Raw genomic sequence first — 20029 nt, 5'->3', positions numbered from 1 at the left:
TCGCACACCGACGAGGTGGTCGGGTCGGAGACACGCCCATCCGAGCGTGCCTCCGGCCTGACCGCCCAGGCGGTGGCGCTCTGGCCAGAGGCGGTCATCCCGGGGGCGCTGCATATCGTCAGCACCCCCATTGGTCATCTGGGGGACATCACCCTCCGGGCGCTTGCGGTGCTGCAGCAGGCCGCCGCGATCTGCTGTGAGGACACCCGCCACGCGCGGCCGCTGCTCGACCGCTACGGCATCGGTACGCCCACGCTGGCGCTGCACGAGCACAACGAGGCCAGCGTCACCCCGCGCCTGATCGAGCGCCTGCAGGGCGGGGAACCGCTGGCCCTGATCAGTGATGCCGGCACGCCGCTGGTGTCCGATCCCGGTGCGCGTCTGGTGGAAACCGCGGCGGCGCTCGGCATCCGTATCGTCCCCGTGCCTGGCGCTTCGGCCACACTGGCCGCGCTCGTGGCATCGGGACTCGCGCCTCATCCCTTCACGGTGCTCGGTTTTCTCGACCGCAAAGGAAAGGATCGCGAGAATCAACTGGCGCTGGCCGCACGTCTGCCGCACAGCGTCGTGGTGTTCGAATCACCGAATCGCTTGGTGGACACGTTGCGTGCCGTGGCGGAGATTACCGGTGGGCAGCGTCACGTCGCGGTTGCGCGGGAGCTGACCAAACATTTCGAAGAGATTCGCCGCGGAACGCTCGCGGAGGTCGCCGCGTATTACGAGGCGGTTCCTCCACGTGGGGAAATCGTGTTGGTCCTGGCCGGTGCCGAAGTGGCAGAACCGTCGGAAGACGGACTGCGCGCGGTGGCCGGCGCCCTGCGTGAGCAAGGCTTCCGTCCTCGCGACATCGTGCGGATGCTCATGGACGAACACGGTGCCAGTCGCAATCTCGCCTACCGTCTCGCTCACGATACCTGATCCGGTCGCCCATGCGGTCTACGCAGCGCTTCGCCCGATGGTCTCTCTTTGCGATCTGCGCGCTGCTGCCGCTGGGCACGATGGCGCTGCGCGGTCCGGGTCGACTGGCGATCGCCCGTCTCCAGTATGAGGGTGGCGGGGACTGGTACGGCAATCCGTCCAGTCTGCCGAATCTCATCCAGGCCATCGCCGAACGCACCTCGTTGCCGATCGAGCGCACGGAAGCGCGGGTGCGGCTCACCGATTCGTCGCTGTTCGACTACCCGTTCCTGCACATGACGGGGCACGGCGACGTGAAGTTCAGCGAGACCGAAGTGAAACGCCTGCGCGAGTATCTCACGCGCGGCGGTTTCCTGCACGCCGACGACAACTACGGACTCGACGAAACGTTCCGGCGCGAGATGGCGCGGGTGTTTCCCGATCGCCCGCTGGTCGAGGTGCCGTATTCGCACCCGATCTATCATCTCGTGTACGACTTCCCGAGCGGGCCGCCCAAGGTGCACGAGCACGATGGCAAACCCGCGAAGGGCTACGGCATCTTCATCGGAAACCGGCTGGCCGTGTACTACACCTTCTCCGCCGATCTCGGGAACGGCTGGGAGGATGTCGGCACGTATCCCGATCCGCCCGCCCTGCACGAACAGGCGCTGCGCATGGGAGTGAATCTGTTCACGTATGCGACCACCAGCCGGGTGCAGCCATGACGGCGCCCGCTCTGAATCTCGATGCCCGTCTGACGGGTGAGCAGCGCGCCCTGCAATGGCGTGCCACGAGCGGCGTGCTGCTGCTCACCGTGGCGGTGCTGCTGGCCGTGCTGGCACTGCTCGTGCTGGCCCTTGGTGACGGCCGATGGATGACGTGGCCACGTGCCGTGCCCGTGCTGGGCTGGCTCGCTGCATTGTGTGGGGCGGGAGCGCTGGCGCAGTGGCGCCGCCGTCGTCATGCATCGGCGTTGTCGGTGCCAGCGCTGGCCGGCACCATCGAGCAGGAACAGCAGCTGCGCGCGGGGTCGTTGCGTGGCGCGCTCGAAGTGGCCGCCAGCGGCCCGCTGGGCGCGCGGGCGGCGCAGGACGTGGCCTCGCGCCTCAGGGCCGGCACGCTGGCCCCCGGAGCGGCGCGTCAGTTCTCGCGGCAGGCGCTCATCGGCGGTGGACTGGCGCTCGTGGCGATGTTGCTGGTGCTGCTGGCCTCGCGGGTGGCGCCGGACGGTCTCGCCGCGGTGCGGCATCCGGTGCGGGCCTGGACGGGCACGCTGCTGCCGGCCTTGTCGTTCGAACGCCTGCCCACCTCCGTGCCGCGTGGCATGCCGGTCACGTTGCGCATCGTGGCGTCGGGGCGCAGCGCGATCACGGTATCCCGACGCGCCGAAGGGGAAGCGTGGCGCGATACGACACTGTCGGTGCCGGCGTCGGGTGTCGTGCCACTCGCGCTGGGGCCGATGCGGGCACGCACGCTCGTGCGCGTGAACGATGGACGTGCGCCCGAACTGTCGGCGCAGCTGGTGGTCGAAGACCGCGGCTGGATCGGCGATGTCGCGTTGCGCGCGCAGTACCCGGCCTATCTCGGCCGCGTCGACGAAACCCTGGAACCGGTACCGCCACTGCGGGTGCCACGCGGGACGCGTGTGCATGTGCAGGCGGGATTGCGTGGCGGTGCGCGCGAGGCGTTTCTCACCAACGGGCGCGACACGGTATGGCTCAGCGCCGCCGCCGATGCCGGCAATGGTGTCGTGCCGGCCAGCGGCGTCCTTCCCATCGATCGTGATGGACCGTGGACATGGGGCGCGTCGGCCACCCCACGGGCCGACGGTGCGGTGTTGCCGCCCGAGTTGCCCGATGCGCTGCCGTTCACTGTGATCCCCGATATGGCGCCCGCGGTGAGCATCGTGGCGCCGGTGACCGACACCGCCATCGGACCCACCGGTTCGGTGCCGGTGATCGTGGAAGCGTCCGACGATCACGGCGTGGGTCATGTACAGTTGCAGGTATGGCGTGAAGCCGCCTCGGGCACGGGTGCCGTGACACGCGAGCGCATCGATGTCGCCTCGCCGGCATCGCCGCTGTTCGAGGGCGGGGCCACCATCACGCTCGATGGCCGGGCGCTCGAACCGGGTGACAAGCTGCACGTGACCGCCTTGGCCATCGACGATTCGCCGTGGCGGCAGCAGGCCCAGAGTGCGGAAGTGATTCTGCGGGTCCCCACGCTCGCCGAACAGCGGGCGATCGCGCGGGCACTGGCCGATTCGCTGGCGGCGCGCGCCCAGCAACTGGCCCAGCAGGAGCGCCGGCTGCAGCAGAACACGAACGATGCTTCACGCAGCCGCGAACTGCAGGGCAACCTGGGTGAACAGTCCGGCGGTTCGAAGAGCGATGGCGCGAAGAGCCAGTCGATGAGTTTCTCGGCGGCCGAGAAGGCCCGCCAACTGGCGCGCGATCAGCAGCAGCTCGGCTCCAAGGTGGATTCGCTGCGGCAGAACGCCAAGGAACTCGAGTCGCGGCTGCGCAATGCCAACGCGCTCGACACCGCGCTGGCGTCACGCATGCGCGACATCCAGAAGATGCTGCGTGATGCGATGACGCCGGAGATGCAGAAGCAGCTCGAAGCGCTCAATCGCAGCAGCGATCGTCTGAGCGGCACCGACGCGCAGCAGTCCATGCAGCAGCTCTCGGAGCAGCAGAAGCAGATGCGCGAGCAGCTGGAGAAGAGCGCGGAGATGCTCAAGCGCGCGGCGCTGGAAGGGGCGATGCAGACGCTGCGCGACGATGCCCGCGATCTCGCCAAGGCCCAGCAGCAGTTGGCCAACCAGCTCGACGGCAAGCGGCCGCAGGGAGAACCGCGGGCCGGTGAGCCGCGCAGCGGTGAGCAGAAGGGTGGAGAACAGCGCAGCGGCGAGCAGAAGGGTGGTGAGCCGAAGAGTGGCGAGCCGCGCAATGGTGAACAGCGCAGTGGCGAACCGCGTGCCGGTGAATCGCAGGATCCCCGTGCGCTGGCCGATCGCACGCGCGAGATCGAGAAGGAAGTCGAGTCGCTGGCCAAGCGGCTGCAGGAATCGGGCGCGCGTGAGGGCGCAACGAAGACGCGTGAGGCGCAGCCGATGGTGAACCAGGCGGCCGATGCGATGCAGAAGGCCGCGCAACAGCAGGCGCAGCAACAGCGACAGCAGGGGCAGCAGCAACAGGGGCAGCAGGGGCAACAGCAACAAGGACAACAGGGGCAACAAGGCCAGCAGCAGCAAGGGCAACAGGGTCAGCAAGGCCAGGCCGGTCAACAGGGCCAGCAACAGCAGGGACAGCAGGGCCAACAAGGCCAACAGGGACAGCAAGGTCAGCAAGGCGGCCAGCAGGGCAATTCCGGCGCCGCCGACCAGGCGCGTCGGGCCGCCGAATCCATGGACAAGGCGGCGCAGCAGTTGGCGGCGGCCCGTGACGCGCAGGTGAACGAGTGGAAGGGACAACTCTCCGACCAGCTCGATCAGTCCATCAACGAGACCATGCAACTCGCGCGTCAGCAGGCCGATCTCGCCCAGCGGATGCAGCAGGCCGGATCGCAGGGCGCACAGGGAATGCAGGGTGAACAGAGTGCGTTGCAGCAGGGGGTGCAGCAGGCCGCCGAGCGACTCGAGCAGGCGGGGCGGACCTCGTCACTGCTGTCGCAACGTTCGCAGAAGGCCATGGGCGATGCGCAACGTCGTGTGCAGCAGGCCACGCAATCCATGCAACAATCGCAGGGCCAGCCGGGGGGCAACGAGCAGACGCAGAATGCCATGAAGGATGCGTCGGAGGCGCTCAATCAGGCCCTCAGTTCACTCGTGCGTGATCGCGAGCGGGTGAATGGCGCGCAGTCGGCGTCGGGATTCACCGAGATGATGGAGCAGCTCAAGCAGCTCGCGCAGCAGCAGGGGCAGCTCAACAGTCAGATGCAGGGGCTCAACATGATGCCGGGCGGCGCCAAGGGGGATCAGGCGCAGCAGCAGGCGCGTGTGCTCGCGCGTCAGCAGCGCGCGGTGGCCCGCGATCTCATGGACGTGGCGGACGCCGATCAGACCGGTCGCACGGATGCGCTGGCCAGGGAGGCGCAGAACCTCGCGCAGCAGCTCGAACGCAGCGGTCTCGATGGGACGGTCGCCGCGCGGCAGCAGCAGTTGTACCGTCGTCTGCTCGACGCGGGTCGGTTCCTCGAACAGGACGAACGTGACGATCAAGGTCCGCGTGAAGCGAAGGCCGCCAATGGCAACGGATCGTCCGGCCGTGTGGATGGTCCGCAGTCGGGACGCGCGGCCAACAAGTTCGCACCGCCCACCTGGAACGAGCTGCGTGGACTCGGCCCCGAGGAGCGGCGCATCGTGATCGAATATTTCCGGCGGCTCAATGGCAGTGGCGCACCGCAATGACGTCGGGGCTGGCCGGCATGGAGAGGTGCGGGCGCGCACGCCGCGCATCAGCGCATTCGTCCATGCCGTCCTGATCATCGGGGGCTGCAGCATGGCGGAGCCGGCGATATCGGCGGCTCCGCTGCGCGCACAGAGCGGGGGAACGGCATCGACCACGTTCACCGCCGGTGATACCGCCGATGCCATGGCCCGCGCGTTCGATGCCGAGGACAAGGGTGACTTCAAGCGCGCCGCCGCCGGGTATCGCGAGGTGCTGCAGAAGGCACTGTCCGTGAACACGACCGAGGGGGATCGCATCGCATTGGCGATGCTCGGGTTCGAGCGGGTGATGGCGGAGCAGGGGCAACTCGATTCCATCATGCCGGTCGTGGAGCGTGTTCTGCAGTTCCGTCCCACCGATCCCACCGCGCGCATGGTGCAGCTTCGCACGTTGTCGGGGTTGGCGCGGGACGACGAAGCCCGTGCCGCTTTTCTGGCGTGGCGCCGGGCCAATCCCGGCGATCCGGCGCCGTATCGTGAGTACGCCCGGCTCCTGTTGCAGCGCGGCCGTTCGCTGGCGGCTGACACCGTTCTGGCCGACGCCACGCGTTTCCTGGGACGCAATGCGGCGCTGACCGGCGAGACCGCGCAGCTCAATGTCTCGCTGGGGCGCTGGGAAGCGGCGGCGCAGGCGTATCGTGATGCGCTGATCACGCAGCCATGGCTCGAGACGGCGGGACTCTATGGCCTGCAGCGCACGCCGTCGGCTTCGCGCGATTCGGTACGCGCCGTGCTCGTTGCCGATCCTCCGTTGTTGCCGGCGCGGCGGCTGCTGGCCGCGCTCGAGTCGGCATGGGGAGAGCCGCGTCGCGCCTGGACCGCGCTCGCCACGCTGCCACCCGACGACTCCACCGCCGCTGCCTGGCGCGAATTTGCCGAACGGGCGGAGCAGGTCGGCTCGTGGCTCGTGGCGCGGGATGCCTGGAGCGCGTTGTTCGCGCGAAACGGCGACCTGGCCTCGCAGCGCCACGCCGTCGACGCCGCGCTGCGCGGCGGGGATGCCGCCGGCGCCCTCGCGCTGGTGCGGCGCCCCTCGAAGGCCGATGACAAAACCCGCGCGCAGGCCCTGCTTGGTCTCGAGATTGCCGCCCTGGGTGAGCTCGGGCGCATGCACGATGCGCAGCAACTGCTCGACGGGCAGGGTAAATCGCTCGATCCGCTCACCCGGGCCGCGTTGGCGCGTCCGCTGGTGATGGGATGGCTTCGCGCCGGCGATCTGCCGCGTGCGCGCGCCGCGATGGCCGGCACCGATCTCGAAGAGGACGACGAGATGCTGGGCTGGATCGCGCTGTATGAAGGCGATCTCGCGGGAGCACGGCGCCGGTTGGTGCGTGCGGGTTCGCAGCGCTCCGAACTCGTGGATGCTCTGGGTCTCCTGGCCCGCATTCGTCTGGACCGATCTCCCGCCCTGGGGTCGGCGTTTCTGGCCATGGCCCGCCGGGATTCGGCGGCCGCGGTCAGGGGATTCGTGCAACTGGCCGACTCCGTGGGACCTGCGGCGCCCGCCCTGCTCGCGCAGGCGGCCCGTCTGTCGGCGCCTCGCAACGCACAGACCCTCTGGGACCGCATCGTGCGGGAGTATCCGAAGAGTCCGGAAGCACCGGAGGCGTTGCTCGCCTGGGCACGATCGCTGGGGGACGCGGGCGATCGCGCGGGAGCCGTCGCCAAGCTCGAACAGATGCTCGTGGACTACACCGACAGTGCACTGGCGCCGCAGGGACGTCGCGAACTGGAACGCTTGAAGGGACAGGTCCCGCCGGGACAGGCGGCTGCTCCGACGACCATTCCTGCCCGTTCTCCATCTAGATTTCCATGATGTCGTTGCTCTCGTTCCGTCGGGCCGCCCTGCGCGCGGCCGGACATCTCCTGCTCGCACTGACGCTGAGTGTACTCGGCACGTCCAACGCGCGGGCGCAGCATCTGCTGGTGCCCATGGACGACGGGCAGCGCAATCACCTCAAGGCCTACGGCGTCACCTATCAGGCGCTCAAGAACGGCCAGAAAGCCGAGTGGTTGCTCAACTACCGCGGCGGTGCGTTCCTGCTGCCCGACGTACCCGATCTGCGCAAACGGGCGGCGCTCGATGGCGTGACGGTCGAACCCCTCACGGATGCGGATGTCGCGGCCGCGCGCGCGGAGATCGCCGGCGGCAACATGGATGCGGTGGTGCTCGAACGGGCGCCCCGCATCGCGATCTATCGCCCGGTGGATCAGCCACCCTGGGACGATGCCGTGACGCTCGCCCTCACGTACGCCGGCATCGACTTCGCTTCGGTGTGGGACGACGATGTGCTCAAGGGCGAACTCTCCAAGTACGACTGGGTGCATCTGCATCACGAAGATTTCACGGGGCAGTACAACAAGCTCTATCTCGCCTATCGCGACGCGCCCTGGTTCGTCGCGCAGCGGGAGAAGGATCTCGCCACCGGTCGTCGTTTCGGCAAGAACGATGTGCCGGCACTCAAGAAGGCCGTGGCCGACGGCATTCGCGGCTTCGTCGATCGTGGCGGTTTTCTCTTCGCCATGTGCGGCGCCACCGAGTCGCTCGATCTGTCGATCGCCTCGTGGGCGGTGGACATCGCCGGCCCGTTTTCCGACGGCACCCCGATCGCGCCCGATGCCGACGCGAAGCTCGACTGGACACGCACGCTGGCCTTCACCGGGGCGCACATCGAGCCTTCACCGTACGTGAACGCACTCAGCGACATCGATGGACATCAGGTGAACGTGCCGTCGCGCCGGCAACCGCTGGGCAGCTTCTCGCTGTTCGGGTTCAGTGCCAAGCTCGATCCGGTGGCCACGATGCTGGTGCAGGATCATCGCACGGTCATCACCGACTTCTACGGCGTCACCACGAGCTTCAATCGCGCGGTGGTGAAGCCCGGCGTGACGGTGCTCGCGCAGGAGGATGGGGCGCCGTGGACCAAGTATCTGCACGGCGACTACGGCAAGGGATCGTGGACGTTCCTCGGCGGACATGATCCCGAGGACCCGCAGCATGCCATCGGCAGCGCGCCCACGGATCTGTCGTTGCATCCCAATTCACCGGGATATCGTCTCATCCTCAACAACGTCCTCTTCCCGGCCGCCAAGAAGAAGCCGCGCAAGACGTGATCCCGCCGTGACCATGGGTGAAGCGCGGTTGACCCGGGAGGTCGCCGTGGCGATTCGCACGACCATCCGTCTGCATGGCGGCAACGAAGTCTGCTTCGTCTGCACGCTGGACGCCGACGGCAATATCGATACGGCCCGCAAGGTGGCGGCGGGCGACGTGAGCAGTGTGCTGGCGCTGCCTGGTGTTGCGGCGCGCGGTGAATTGCTGTTGCACAACCATCCGTCGGGTGAACTCACGCCCAGCGATGCCGACATGGAGGTCGCGTATCGCCTGCACGGCAATGGCGTGGGGTTCGGCATCGTCGATAACCAGGCCACGCGGGTCTATGTGGTCACGGAAGTGCCGCGTGGCAAACAGCCAGTCCCGGTCGACCCCGATGCCGTCGACGTCACGCTCGGACCATATGGTCTCGTCGCGCAGGCCATGCGCGGCATGTACGGTGTGCGCGAATATGAAGACCGCCCGAGTCAACGGGCGATGGCCACGGCTGTCACCACCACCTTCAACGAAGGCGGCGTGGCGCTGCTCGAGGCCGGCACGGGCGTCGGCAAGTCACTGGGGTATCTCGTGCCCGCGTTGCGCTGGGCGCAGGCCAACGGTGAACGCACGGTGGTGTCCACGGCGACGATCACGTTGCAGGAGCAGCTCGTGGCCAAGGACCTGCCGTTCCTGCAGCGTGCGCTGTCCGATCAGAAAGTGCGGTTCGCCCTGCTCAAGGGATGGCGAAACTATCTGTGCCTGCATCGTCTCGAGCAGGCCACGGGTGCCGGCGCGGCACTCTTCGATGACAATGTCAGCGACGATGTGACGACGATCGTGGAGTGGGCCAAACGCACCACCGACGGTTCGCTGGCCGATCTCCCCACCGCACCGCGCGCCGAGGTGTGGGATGAGGTGTCCGCCGAACCCGATCTGTGTGGACGGCTCAAGTGCAGTCGCTACAACGACTGCTTCCTGTTCAAGGCGCGCAAGGAAGCCGCCGCCGCGGACGTGGTGGTGGTGAACCATCACCTCTTGCTCTCCGATGTGGCCGTGCGTCGTCAGGTGCAGAACTGGGATGACTCGGCCGTGTTGCCGGCCTACAAACGGCTCGTGATCGACGAAGGGCATCATCTCGAGGAAGCCGCGGGTTCACACCTCGGCAGCTCCATCACGCGACGGGCGCTGGCGCGTCTCTTCAATCGGCTCGAACGACGGGGCAAGGGATTGTTGCCCACGCTGGCGGCGAAGTTGTCGGGCCGGAACGATCTGCTCAGCGTGGCGAGTATGGATCTGGTGCGCGAGCGCCTGTTCTCGAGTGTGCTGACGGCGCGCGATCGCACGCAGTTGCTGTTCGAACTGCTCGTGGCCGTGCTGGAGCAGCAGGGCGGTGCCGTGATGCGACTCACCGAGTCCTTCCAGGAACACGATCTCTGGCGCAATGGCATCGATGGCACACTCAAGGAGTTGCTCACCGAGATCGACGCGATCAGTCAGGGATTGGGCGAAGTGCAACTCCGCCTGGAGAGCGATCAGGCGCGCGCCGAGGAACTCGGTCCCACGATCAGCGAGATCCGTGGCGTGACGCGTCGCCTGCAGAATGCGGGCGATGCACTCATGAAAGGCCTCATACCGCCAGCCGACGGACCGGCCGTCGTGCGGTGGATGGAGTTTCAGGGAAAGCCCGGTGTCACCGAGCGCAATCTCGCCGTGCACTGTGTGCCGCTCGATCTCGCGCCGGTGCTGCGCGACGATCTGTTCGGGCGCGTGGACACCGCGGTGGTGACCAGTGCGACGCTCTCCACCGATGGAGGGTTTCAGTTTCTCGAGCGGCGGCTCGGTCTGGCCGGGCGCAGTGCGCCGGTACGTTCCGCGATTTTTCCGTCGCCCTTCGACTATCCGCGACAGGCGTTGCTGGTGGTGCCCACCGATCTGCCGGCCCCCAACGAGCAGCCGCGAGAACATTTTGCCGCCGTCACGCGCCATCTGCACGAACTGGCACAGGCCAGTGACGGTGGGATCTTCGCGCTGTTCACCAGTCATCGGGATGTGCGGGACATGGCCGAATGGATGCGTGGCCGCGGACTCGCGGGACGATGGCCGCTGCTGGTGCACGGCGAGGAGCCGCGTGATCAGCTGCTGCAGCGGTTCCGCGACTCGGGGCGTGCGATTCTGCTGGGCACCGCCACGTTCTGGGAAGGCATCGACGTGCCGGGTGATGCGTTGCGCGGACTGCTCATCGCAAAGCTGCCGTTCCGGGTGCCCACGGAGCCCATGGTGGCGGCACAGTGCGAGGCGATCGATGCGCGTGGTGGCAACGCCTTCGTGGAGTACATGCTGCCCCACGCATCGTTGCGTCTCAAGCAGGGATTCGGCCGGCTCATTCGCACGGCCACCGATGCCGGCGTCGTGATACTCAGCGATCCACGCGTGGTGACCAAACGATACGGGCGGGCGCTGCTCAACGGCCTGCCACCGGCACAACGCGTGATCGGCGCATGGGGGGACATTCGCGCTCAGGTGTCAGCGTTCTACCGGAGCGCGCGGTAGAATTGGCGTAACATTCGCACGGGCGTGCATCGCCATTGCGGGATCCGGGACTTCCCGCAAACGCCCGCGACAAACGAATTCCCCTCCGAACCGAGTCCACCGGAATCATGACCGCTCCGACCAAGATCGTCTGCGTAGGGCGCAACTACGTGGAGCATGCCCGTGAGATGGGCAACGATGTTCCCAAGCAGCCCTTGCTCTTCCTCAAGCCGCCGTCGTCGATCATCCGCGAGGGGCAACCCATCGTGCTGCATCCGGTGTCGGATCACATCGAGTTCGAGGGAGAGATCGCGGTGGCGATGGGATCGCGGCTGTCGAAGGCCACATCGGAAGCGGAAGCGCGTGCCGCCATCGGGGGCATCGTGGCGCTCAACGACGTCACGGCGCGCGATCTGCAGAAAAGCGACGGGCAATGGGCGCGGGCCAAGGGCATGGACACGTTCTGTCCCGTGGGCGAGCCCGGCGCCGTGCCCGACGATCTCGAGAGTATCGAACTGATCACCCGCGTGAACGGCGAGGTGGCGCAGCGGGCCAGAGGTTCGGACATGGTGTTCAAGATCCCGTTCCTGCTGCAGTACATCTCGCAGTATCTCACGCTCGAAGCGGGTGATCTCGTGGCCACCGGCACTCCTGCTGGGACGAAGCGCATCAACGCGGGTGACGTGGTCGAAGTGGAGCTGGTCGGTATCAGTCGGGTCTCCAACCCTGTCGTGGCCGGCACCGCGTGATCGTTCCACGATTTCCTGACTCACCGCTCTCCGCAGGCACACCCTGCGGAAAACCGGGTATCTTTCTTTGATGACACCGCCTCTCCCTCCTGAGTCGTCCCGCGATGGTGGCGGTCCGCCGCACCAGTCGGTGCCCTCGGGTGGGGAGGCGCGTACGTCCAGGCAGGGGCAGGAAGGCGCGCAGAGAACCGGACGGATCAGCGCGCGGGCCCGGGCAGGAGGTATGCAACGGGAGCGACGTTCACCCAAGGCGTTGGCCATCGCGATCGGTGTCCACCTGCTGGTGGCGGCCGTTCTCGTGCAGTGGCTCACCTTCGGTCATGGTCTGCCGTCGTGGATGCAATTCGGCGACCGGGAAGATCAGCGCGAAGAGCGGCTCACCTACGTGGAGACGCCCGAATCCCGCCGACCTGTCGCCCAGGTGCCGACCACCCGGCCGGCCACGCCGACCCCGGCCCGGGCTCCGGAGCCCACCGGTCCGGCCGCCGGTACGCCCTCGATTCCCGTGATACCCTCGGCTCCGCGGGACACGGGGCGTGGGGCGCCCCCGGGCAATGGCGTCGGGGCGCTCGATCCCAATGTCCGGGGTGTCCGCCCCGGGTATGAGGATCCGCGGGTATGGCGCGGATTCGGCGGCGGTGGAAGCGGCGGTGCGGGCAACGGCGCCGTGGCACGTGGCGATCGCGCCGATGGCCTGGACAGCATCATGGCCAACGCGATCATGGCCGCGCGCGACTCGCTCGATTCACTCGCCCGTGCGCAGGGGCGTTACGGGCGGGCGCCCGGTGACTGGACCAAAACCGACAAGGACGGCAACAAGTGGGGCTGGGATCAGCAGGGCATCCGCCTGGGCAAGGTCATGATCCCCAACGCCTTGCTGGCGCTCCTGCCGCTCAATTCCGCCACTGCCGCGAACATGTCCGGCAACATGTCGCGGATGGATGCCGATCGGCGTCTCGCGGCATCGCGGGAAGACATCCAGCGCATGTCGGAACGGACGATGGGTGAAGCCGAGTTCCGACGCGTGGTGCGTGAGATGGACAAGCGTCGTGACACCGAACGGCGCGAACGGTTGCGCGCGCCGAGTGCGAGTATTGCCGCGCCGGTGAAGACACCCGACAAGAGTTCGGAGAAGAGCAGCGATCGGTAGTGCTGCGCAGTTCAGGGTTCTGGGTTTGGGGTTTGGAGTGGAACAGCCGGGTCGTGGGTCACGGGTGACGCGGCACGCGGTCCCGCGACCCGTCACCCACGACCCGGCTGTTCACCCCCCAACCCCAAACCCCAAACCCATCACCCGTTCTTCAGATACCGCACCGCCGCGGCAATGCGCGCCAGTGAGCGCTCCCGGCCGACGTACTGCAGCACGTCGAAGATGCCCGGGCTCACCGTGAGCCCCACCAGCGCCACACGCAGCGGCTGGAAGATCTTTCCGCCGGAGATTCCACGCTCTTCGGCGAGTGCGCGCAACGCCTCCTCCATCGCGGCCGGCTCCCATGTGGAGACCGCGGCCAGGCGGTCGTGAGTGGCCTCGAGGATATCCGCGGTGGCCGCGGCGTCGCGCCACTGCTTGCTCACGGCATCGGCGTCGTACTCCACGAACTCCGTGAAGAACGGCTTCGCCTGATCCACGATTTCGTCGAGCAGCCGCGCGCGCACGCGAAGCAGTTCGAGCACACCGCAGAACCACTCGTGACGCGCCCGCAGATCGTCCGCCGAGGCGAGGCCGGCCTTCTCCATCAGCGGCGTCATCAGCGCCGCCAGTTCGTCGATGGGAATGAGCGCCAGATGCTGGCCGTTCATCCACTCCAGCTTCTTGGTGTCGAACACCGCGGCTTTCTTCTGCAGACCTTCCACGCGGAATTTTTCGATCAACTGCGGCAGCGTCATCACTTCGACATCGTCGCCCGTGGACCAGCCCAGCAGCGCGAGGAAATTGAGCATCGCCTGCGGCAGCAATCCCTGATGCTGATAGTCGCCAACCGCCGTCGCGCCATGACGCTTCGACAGCTTCTTGCCGTCGGTGCCATGAATCATCGGCACATGCCCGAACTGCGGCACCGTCGCGCTCAGCGCCCGGTACAGCAGGATCTGCTTGGGCGTATTCGAGATGTGATCGTCGCCCCGCATGACCAGCGTGATCCCCATGGCGATGTCGTCGGACACGACGGCCATGTTATACACCGGCGTGCCGTCGGAGCGCAGGATCACGAAATCTTCGATGTCCTTGTTCGGAAACGCGATGCGCCCGTGCACGAGATCGTCCCACTCCGTCGTGCCCTCGGGCACACGAAAGCGGATCGCATAGGGCTCATGACGGGCGAGCCGCTCGGCGATTTCCGCGTCGCTCAGATCGGCCAGGGCCCGATCGAAACGGAAGGCCTCACCACGCGCCTCGGCTTCGGCGCGCAGCCGCTCGATTTCCGCGGCGGGGGTGAAGTCGCGGTACGCCGCGCCCGACTCCAGGAGCCGGTGCGCGTCGGCATGGTGCCGCTGCACGTTCGCGCCCTGATAGACGACGTCCTCGTCCCAGGTGAGCCCCAGCCATTCGAGCCCCTCGAAGATGGCGCGGGTGCTCTCGTCGGTGCTGCGCTGACGATCGGTGTCCTCGATGCGCAGGAGGAAGTCGCCGTCGAACTTCTTCGCATACAGCCAGTTGAAGAGCGCTGTGCGAGCTCCGCCGACGTGCAGGAAGCCCGTGGGCGAGGGGGCGAAACGGACGCGCGGACGCGATGCGGGAATCACTGACGCCATATCTGTCACCGACCGGTGGTCGTCGGAAGTGCCATAAAACACACGCGGGCCCGCCGGTCATCCGGCGGGCCCGCGGAACGGAGAGAGCGGGATTCGAACCCGCGATACAGGTTGACCCCGTATGCCGGTTTAGCAAACCGGTGCCTTCAGCCTCTCGGCCATCTCTCCAGACCCCTACGAAGTCGCCTATCACGTTGCAGAACAACATGTTACGCAGTCTTCGCCGACACCGCCCGCGGAGGCCGTGGAACAACGCCGGAGCGGCAATGTAGTCACCAAGATGCCACCGAGGCAATGGTCGCACGTCCTTCCCTGAACCATATACGGAGTCCCCATGGCCAAGACTGCATCGAAGCCCCCATTTCCCACGCGCGTCGACCTTTCCGTCGAGACCCGGTCCGCCATGGGGGTATTGCTCAACCACCGCCTGGCCGATTTCCTCGATCTCGAACGGCAGGCCAAGCATGCCCACTGGAATGTGAAGGGCATCCATTTCGAACAGTTGCACGAGTTGTTCGATCAGGTGGCCGCCCTGGCCGTGACATGGTCCGACGATCTCGCCGAGCGCGCGGTGCAGCTGGGATGTGTGGCCGAGGGCTCGGTGCAGACGATCGCCGAACGCAGCCAGTTGCCGGAGTGCCCGGTGAATGTCGAGACGCCCACGGAGTGGGTGCAGGTCGTGGCCGATGCACTGGCGGCCTGCGCCAACGCGGCGCGGGAAGACATCAATGCCGCCGACGATGCCGATGACGCGATCACCGCCGACCTGCTCACCCGCATCACCGGTGAAGCCGACAAGCAGCTCTGGTTCGTCGAGGCGCATCTCGAGAAGCAGTCCTGAAGCGGGTACCAGAAAAAACGACGGCCGCGCAGATGCGCGGCCGTCGTCGTTTGTGGAACAACCGTACGGTGCGAGCGTCGCCGCTCAGTGCCCCGCCAACGAAGAATCGCGTCGGGCCTTGAACTCGGTGCCTGGCTTCCAGGTGGGCCAGGTCGACGCGTTCAGTACCCGATAGCCCACGTCGAGCAATGCCCGGGCATCCACCACCGCACCGCTCAGATCCCAGTCGGGTTTGATCTCGTCGCTGGGCTTGTGATAGTCACGCGCCGTGTACTCCTCGCGTTTGCTCATGCCGTACGTGGAGTCCTTGCCGATGAATTGCACGCCCGCCTCGGTGTAGAGCGCGGGCACACCCTGCTTGGCAAACTCGAAATGATCGGAACGATAGAAGAAACCCTTCTCCGGTTCCTGGTCCGGTTGAATGGTGCGACCCGCGGGACGCAGGACATCGGCGAGGACGTCATCGAGTGTGCTGTTGCCATAGCCGATCACCGTGAGGTCCTTCGTGCGTCCCCACTGATTGAACCCGTCCATGTTGATGTTGGCGAGCACCTTGGAGAGTGGCACCGGCGGCTGCGCGGCGAAGTAGCGGGCACCGAGCAGCCCTTTCTCTTCGGCCGTGAGCGCCACGAACATCACCGAACGGGGAGGCTTCGTGGCAAGCGCGGTGAAGCCCTTCGCAATGGATAGCAGCTCCGCGATGCCCGACGCGTTATCGAGGGCACCGTTGTAGATCTGGTCGCCGGCAATCGTGGTGTCGCGTCCCAGGTGATCCCAGTGCGCCGAGTAGATGACGTATTCGTCACGTCGGGCCGCGTCGGCACCGGGCAGCGTGGCCACGACGTTGCGGGACTGTACCGTGCGCGTTTCGTTGCGCAGATGAATGCGCGCCGACGCTCCGAGGGGAACGGGTGTGAAGTCCTTGCGACGCGCGGCGGCTTTGAGTGTCGCGAAGTCCTTGCCCACCGCCTTGAACAGCTCCTCGGCCTTCGGTTGCGTGATCCAGCCTTCGATCTTCACGCGCCCCGCATTGCCATCAGGGGCTTTGATGTCGAAGTTCTCGCGCGACCAGCTTCCGCTCACCACCTCGTACGGATAACCGGCCGGTCCCGTCTCATGAATGATGATCGCACCGGCCGCACCCTTGGCCGAGGCGATTTCGTACTTGTAGGTCCAGCGCCCGTAATACGTCATGGCGCTGCCCTTGAACATGGCGTTGTCGAGCTTCGTGCTGTCCGCGGGGTCCGGAACGGCCGGATCGTTGATCAGCATGACGAGCACCTTGCCCTTCACGTCGACGTTCTTGTAGTCGTTCCATCCGTATTCGGGCGCGTCCACCCCGTAGCCCACGAACACCATCTCGGCGTTCACATCGACCACCGGTTGTTCGTGTCGGGAGATGGCCACGTAGTCGGAAGGGAACGAGAACGGAATCACCCGCGATCCGATGTGAAACGACATCTCCGGATGTGCGGTGAAGCCGAGCAGCGTCACGTTCTGCATGAACGAGCCATCGGGCATGCCGCCCGTGAGTCCGAGGTCGCGGAACTGCTGCTCGATGTAGCGCACCGTCTTCTCTTCGCCGGGCGTGGCCGGTGCACGTCCTTCGAGCGAGTCGTCGCTGAGGGCTTTCACGTGCGCCAGCAGACCCTCGACCGTGATCGCCGCGTAGGCGGGGGCAAGCGCCGGATCGGATGGGGCATCGGTGCTGGCGGACGCACCGGATCCGGAGTCACCGGCGCACGCCGCGAGTGTGGTGCTCAGGACGATGCCCAGCAGCAACGGAGCGCATGCCGAGCGCATCGGAGATCGAACGGGAGACATGGTGTGAGCGGGCTCGTGTGAAGGGCGGGAGCAGGAAACGCGCGCAGCGTGAGGCGATCAGCGTGGGGTGATCAGCGTGGGGTGATCAGCGTGCCGGCGCGGGAAAATCGAGTCGCCAGATCCGGCCGTTGGCACCGCCGATCCACACCGTGCGGTCGTGAGCGCTGATGCCGGTGGTCACCACGTTGGCGATGGTGGTCCATTCGCGACCCGCTGACGTGGTATACGAAGCGCCGCCATAACTCACCGCCACGATGACGTCGGTGACATCGCGGTCCGCACCGGGCACGAGCGTCACGCCGGAGAGCGCGCCGGGCAGGGCCGGGCGATTGGTGAGTGACCAGGTGCGTCCACCGTCATTGGTGAGACCCACCACCTTGCTGGACGTATCGGTGCGCAGACGATCGATGTCCGCGGCCACGGCCACACCGCGCGTGCCGATGAACGACAGCCCGGTCAATCCGGCCACCTTGCCGCGCACGAACGGGGTTTCCATGGCCGTCCAATGCGCGCCGGCATCGGTGCTCTTGAAGAGGCGTGCTCCCGGGGCACCTGTGGCGATGTACACGGTGCGCGCATCGGCGTGCATGACGCACAGTCCGCTCGCAGCGAATGCACCTTCACTGGGCAGCGGCGCCGGGACGACATCACGTGACAGCAGCGACCACGTGTTGCCCCCGTTGGTGGTGCGCAGGATATGCGTGCCATCGGCGGTGGCATCACCGAAGACGATGCCCTGATCGTGCGTGCCGAAGGACATGCAGTCGTAGAACGCAGTGCTGTCGCGATTGATGAATTGCAGGGCCCAGGTGGTCCCCCCATCGACGGTGCGATAGATGCGCGAGGCGGGGCCGTTGCCGATGGACAGCACCCAGGCCGTATCGGCGTTGAGCGCGTGCACGTCCCGAAACTGCAGCGAATCGCCGGCGGGTGTCATGCGGCGTTGCCACGTCGCGCCGCCATCGAGCGTGCGGAGCACGGTCCCGCCGGGGCCCGATGCCCACACCACATTGGCGCTGGTGGCGTGGACGGCCTGGATGAGCTGCGTCACGCCACTCTGCTGCTCGGTAATGCGGGGGGCGCTGCCAGCGGCGGCCCGCTGCGCCTGCAAGGGAAGCGGAAGGGCTGCCAGCAGGAGACCGGCAACGCCGCGCAGGGTGTACGCGAGATGACGAACGGAGACCTTTTCAGTGATCATGCGCCAAGGTAGCTCCGTGGCGGCCGTCCGGTCAGAACGTGATGCGCAACGACGTCACCGGCCCCACGGACAGCGAGAAGCGTGAATCGCCGTCCGACGACTGACGCTGCAGGACCCCCCGCAATGGTCCTGCGTCGGCGGCAGGCGCGATGAGGTGGTCGGCGGCCAGCAGCCCCAGGAGACCACCCACACTTCCCAGTCCGAGCAGGGCCCGCTGCTCGCCGTCAGCCATGGCCGCCACACCCACGCCCATGAGCCCGCCGGCCAGCCCGCCGAGTTGTGCCAGTGTGCCGTCGGCATTGCTGCGGTCGGCCTGACGGACGAAGACGCGATCCGCCAGCAGCGCGCCGGCCAGGAGACCGGCGGTCGCCGCGCCGTAGGCCGCCCGGTCATTCCCCTTGTTGGCCGTGGCGCTGAAGCCGGCGGCCGTGAGCAACGCCGTGGTCATCACCATACTGGCATCGCCGGAGGTGACGTTGTAGCTCGCCAGCCGGGCATACCGCGGACCCAGCGCATATCCGAGTATGCCCGCGCCGATGCCGGCGCCGACCGCGGCTTTGCCTGGGCCCCGCAGGCTGTTGTCGGTGCGTTGGTAGATGTACTCCCCACCGGGATATTGCTCCCGAACCTCCACCGTACGGCCCTTGAAGACGCCGCTCGCGGCCGCGATGCCGACCGTGGTGACGGCGCCGAGGTCGGCGAACAACCCCGCACTGGCGGCTTCACCGTCGCTGAGCCCACGGGCCTGCAGATAACCGGCCACGGTCCCGCCGATGGCGCCGGCGAGCACGGCGGCGCCCCGTGCCGGCGCTCCGTCGGCGTCGGCAATGGCAGCGATCCCCAGGCCCACCACGGCACCGCGGGTTCCGCCGTGGGCCGAGCGCAGGGCCTGCGCGCGGGTGACCGTGCGGTTGCGGACCGTGCGCGCGGCCACGAAAAACGAGGCGCCCGCTGCCAGGAAGTACGCTCCGGCGGCCGAGGGACCCCCCTGATCGCTGAGCATCGCGGCCGCCGCCGGCCCATAGGCCGCGAGTCCGAGAAACGTCTGATTGCGCACGAAGATGTTGCCGGCCGGCTGCGAGACCTCGAGACCGGTGGCCGCTCCCACGAGCCGGTCCTGACTGCGCCCCACGGCGAGCAGACCTGCGTCGACGCCCCGACGCAGGGTGCTCACGGCCGTCTCGTCGAGCGTGAAACGTGCGACGGTGGCATCCATGCGCTGCACGGCGAGCACGATGGTCCCGTTGTCGCCACGGTAGATGCGGGCTTCGCGGAAGGCGCCGGTCACGGGCCACACCGGCGCCGCAAGACCGAGGCGGGCGGCCAGTGTGGGCGTGATCGTCGTGATACGCCCCGCCGAATCGAACGGCACGGAGGTCTCGATGACCGGTGCCGATTGTGCGTCCAGCGGTGTGCTGAGCGACGGCGTCACCGATGCGGCAGCCAGCAATGCGCCGATGAAAAGCGCGGCGCGCCGGGAAGACCGGGAGCGGTGCGATGGCGGGGAATGGGTCATGCGGGACTCATTGGAGAATGGGAGTGCGGATGCGCCGGGAGCTGCTTCCGATATGCGCCGGGTGAAGGATCCGATTTCTACCAATATGCAACCGGTGCAGCACCCGCAAGTGAGCGTAGGTACATCTCGCAACTTGATCCCATGGGCCGTGGCGGGAAGCTATACGACATGCGGACACTC

Annotated in this window: 13 protein-coding genes and 1 tRNA gene; 9 read left to right on the top strand and 5 right to left on the bottom strand. The window is 67.1% G+C overall.

Annotated elements, in window-relative coordinates:
- The first annotated feature begins 72 nt into the window (after positions 1-72).
- From rsmI to WG208_RS09095, 8 genes are all read left to right on the top strand, one after another.
- Positions 73-918, top strand: coding sequence for a 16S rRNA (cytidine(1402)-2'-O)-methyltransferase (rsmI, locus tag WG208_RS09130; RefSeq protein ID WP_337171028.1), 846 nt, complete (start codon positions 73-75; stop codon positions 916-918).
- A gap of 11 nt (positions 919-929) precedes the next feature.
- Entirely contained in the window at positions 930-1622 is a 693-nt protein-coding gene (locus WG208_RS09125) for a DUF4159 domain-containing protein (RefSeq protein WP_337171027.1), read from the top strand.
- Complete coding sequence (locus tag WG208_RS09120; protein ID WP_337171026.1) at positions 1619-5308, top strand: hypothetical protein; 3690 nt, start codon at positions 1619-1621, stop codon at positions 5306-5308. The genes WG208_RS09125 and WG208_RS09120 overlap by 4 nt, the downstream gene beginning before the upstream one ends.
- Positions 5286-7163: a hypothetical protein gene (locus tag WG208_RS09115; protein ID WP_337171025.1), complete on the top strand. Its 1878-nt coding sequence runs from the start codon at positions 5286-5288 to the stop codon at positions 7161-7163. The genes WG208_RS09120 and WG208_RS09115 overlap by 23 nt, the downstream gene beginning before the upstream one ends.
- Positions 7163-8461: a hypothetical protein gene (locus WG208_RS09110; protein ID WP_337171024.1), complete on the top strand. Its 1299-nt coding sequence runs from the start codon at positions 7163-7165 to the stop codon at positions 8459-8461. Before WG208_RS09115 ends, WG208_RS09110 begins: the two co-directional genes overlap by 1 nt.
- A gap of 46 nt (positions 8462-8507) precedes the next feature.
- Positions 8508-10991 (top strand): helicase C-terminal domain-containing protein, encoded by a 2484-nt coding sequence (locus WG208_RS09105; RefSeq protein WP_337171023.1) that lies wholly within the window; start codon positions 8508-8510, stop codon positions 10989-10991.
- Positions 10992-11098: 107 nt separating this feature from the next.
- Positions 11099-11719 (top strand): fumarylacetoacetate hydrolase family protein, encoded by a 621-nt coding sequence (locus WG208_RS09100; protein WP_337171022.1) that lies wholly within the window; start codon positions 11099-11101, stop codon positions 11717-11719.
- Positions 11720-11789: 70 nt separating this feature from the next.
- The gene (locus tag WG208_RS09095) at positions 11790-12869 is read left to right on the top strand and encodes a hypothetical protein (RefSeq protein ID WP_337171021.1); all 1080 of its coding nucleotides are present in this window, start codon (positions 11790-11792) and stop codon (positions 12867-12869) included.
- Positions 12870-13009: 140 nt separating this feature from the next.
- Here WG208_RS09095 and gltX read toward each other — a convergent pair whose 3' ends face one another.
- Positions 13010-14470, bottom strand: coding sequence for a glutamate--tRNA ligase (gene gltX / locus WG208_RS09090; protein ID WP_337171020.1), 1461 nt, complete (start codon positions 14468-14470; stop codon positions 13010-13012).
- A gap of 78 nt (positions 14471-14548) precedes the next feature.
- Positions 14549-14638: transfer RNA gene (locus WG208_RS09085), tRNA-Ser, on the bottom strand.
- Positions 14639-14804: 166 nt separating this feature from the next.
- Between WG208_RS09085 and dps the strand changes: the two genes are divergently transcribed.
- A complete protein-coding gene (gene dps / locus WG208_RS09080; protein ID WP_337171019.1) occupies positions 14805-15311 on the top strand; it encodes a DNA starvation/stationary phase protection protein Dps in 507 nt (168 codons plus the stop codon).
- 84 nt (positions 15312-15395) lie between these two features.
- Here the strand turns inward: dps and WG208_RS09075 are convergent, their stop codons facing one another.
- The 3 genes from WG208_RS09075 to WG208_RS09065 form a co-directional block, all read right to left on the bottom strand.
- Complete coding sequence (locus WG208_RS09075) at positions 15396-17135, bottom strand: M28 family metallopeptidase (RefSeq protein ID WP_337171018.1); 1740 nt, start codon at positions 17133-17135, stop codon at positions 15396-15398.
- 85 nt (positions 17136-17220) lie between these two features.
- A complete protein-coding gene (locus tag WG208_RS09070; protein ID WP_337171017.1) occupies positions 17221-18333 on the bottom strand; it encodes a hypothetical protein in 1113 nt (370 codons plus the stop codon).
- A 31-nt stretch (positions 18334-18364) separates the two neighbouring features.
- The gene (locus WG208_RS09065; protein ID WP_337171016.1) at positions 18365-19849 is read right to left on the bottom strand and encodes a hypothetical protein; all 1485 of its coding nucleotides are present in this window, start codon (positions 19847-19849) and stop codon (positions 18365-18367) included.
- Positions 19850-20029: the final 180 nt, after the last annotated feature.

The organism is Gemmatimonas aurantiaca, from assembly GCF_037190085.1.
GTDB lineage: Bacteria > Gemmatimonadota > Gemmatimonadetes > Gemmatimonadales > Gemmatimonadaceae > Gemmatimonas > Gemmatimonas aurantiaca_A.
Note: the sequence above shows the minus strand (reverse complement) of the source record. Positions and strands in the feature narration are given on the sequence as shown.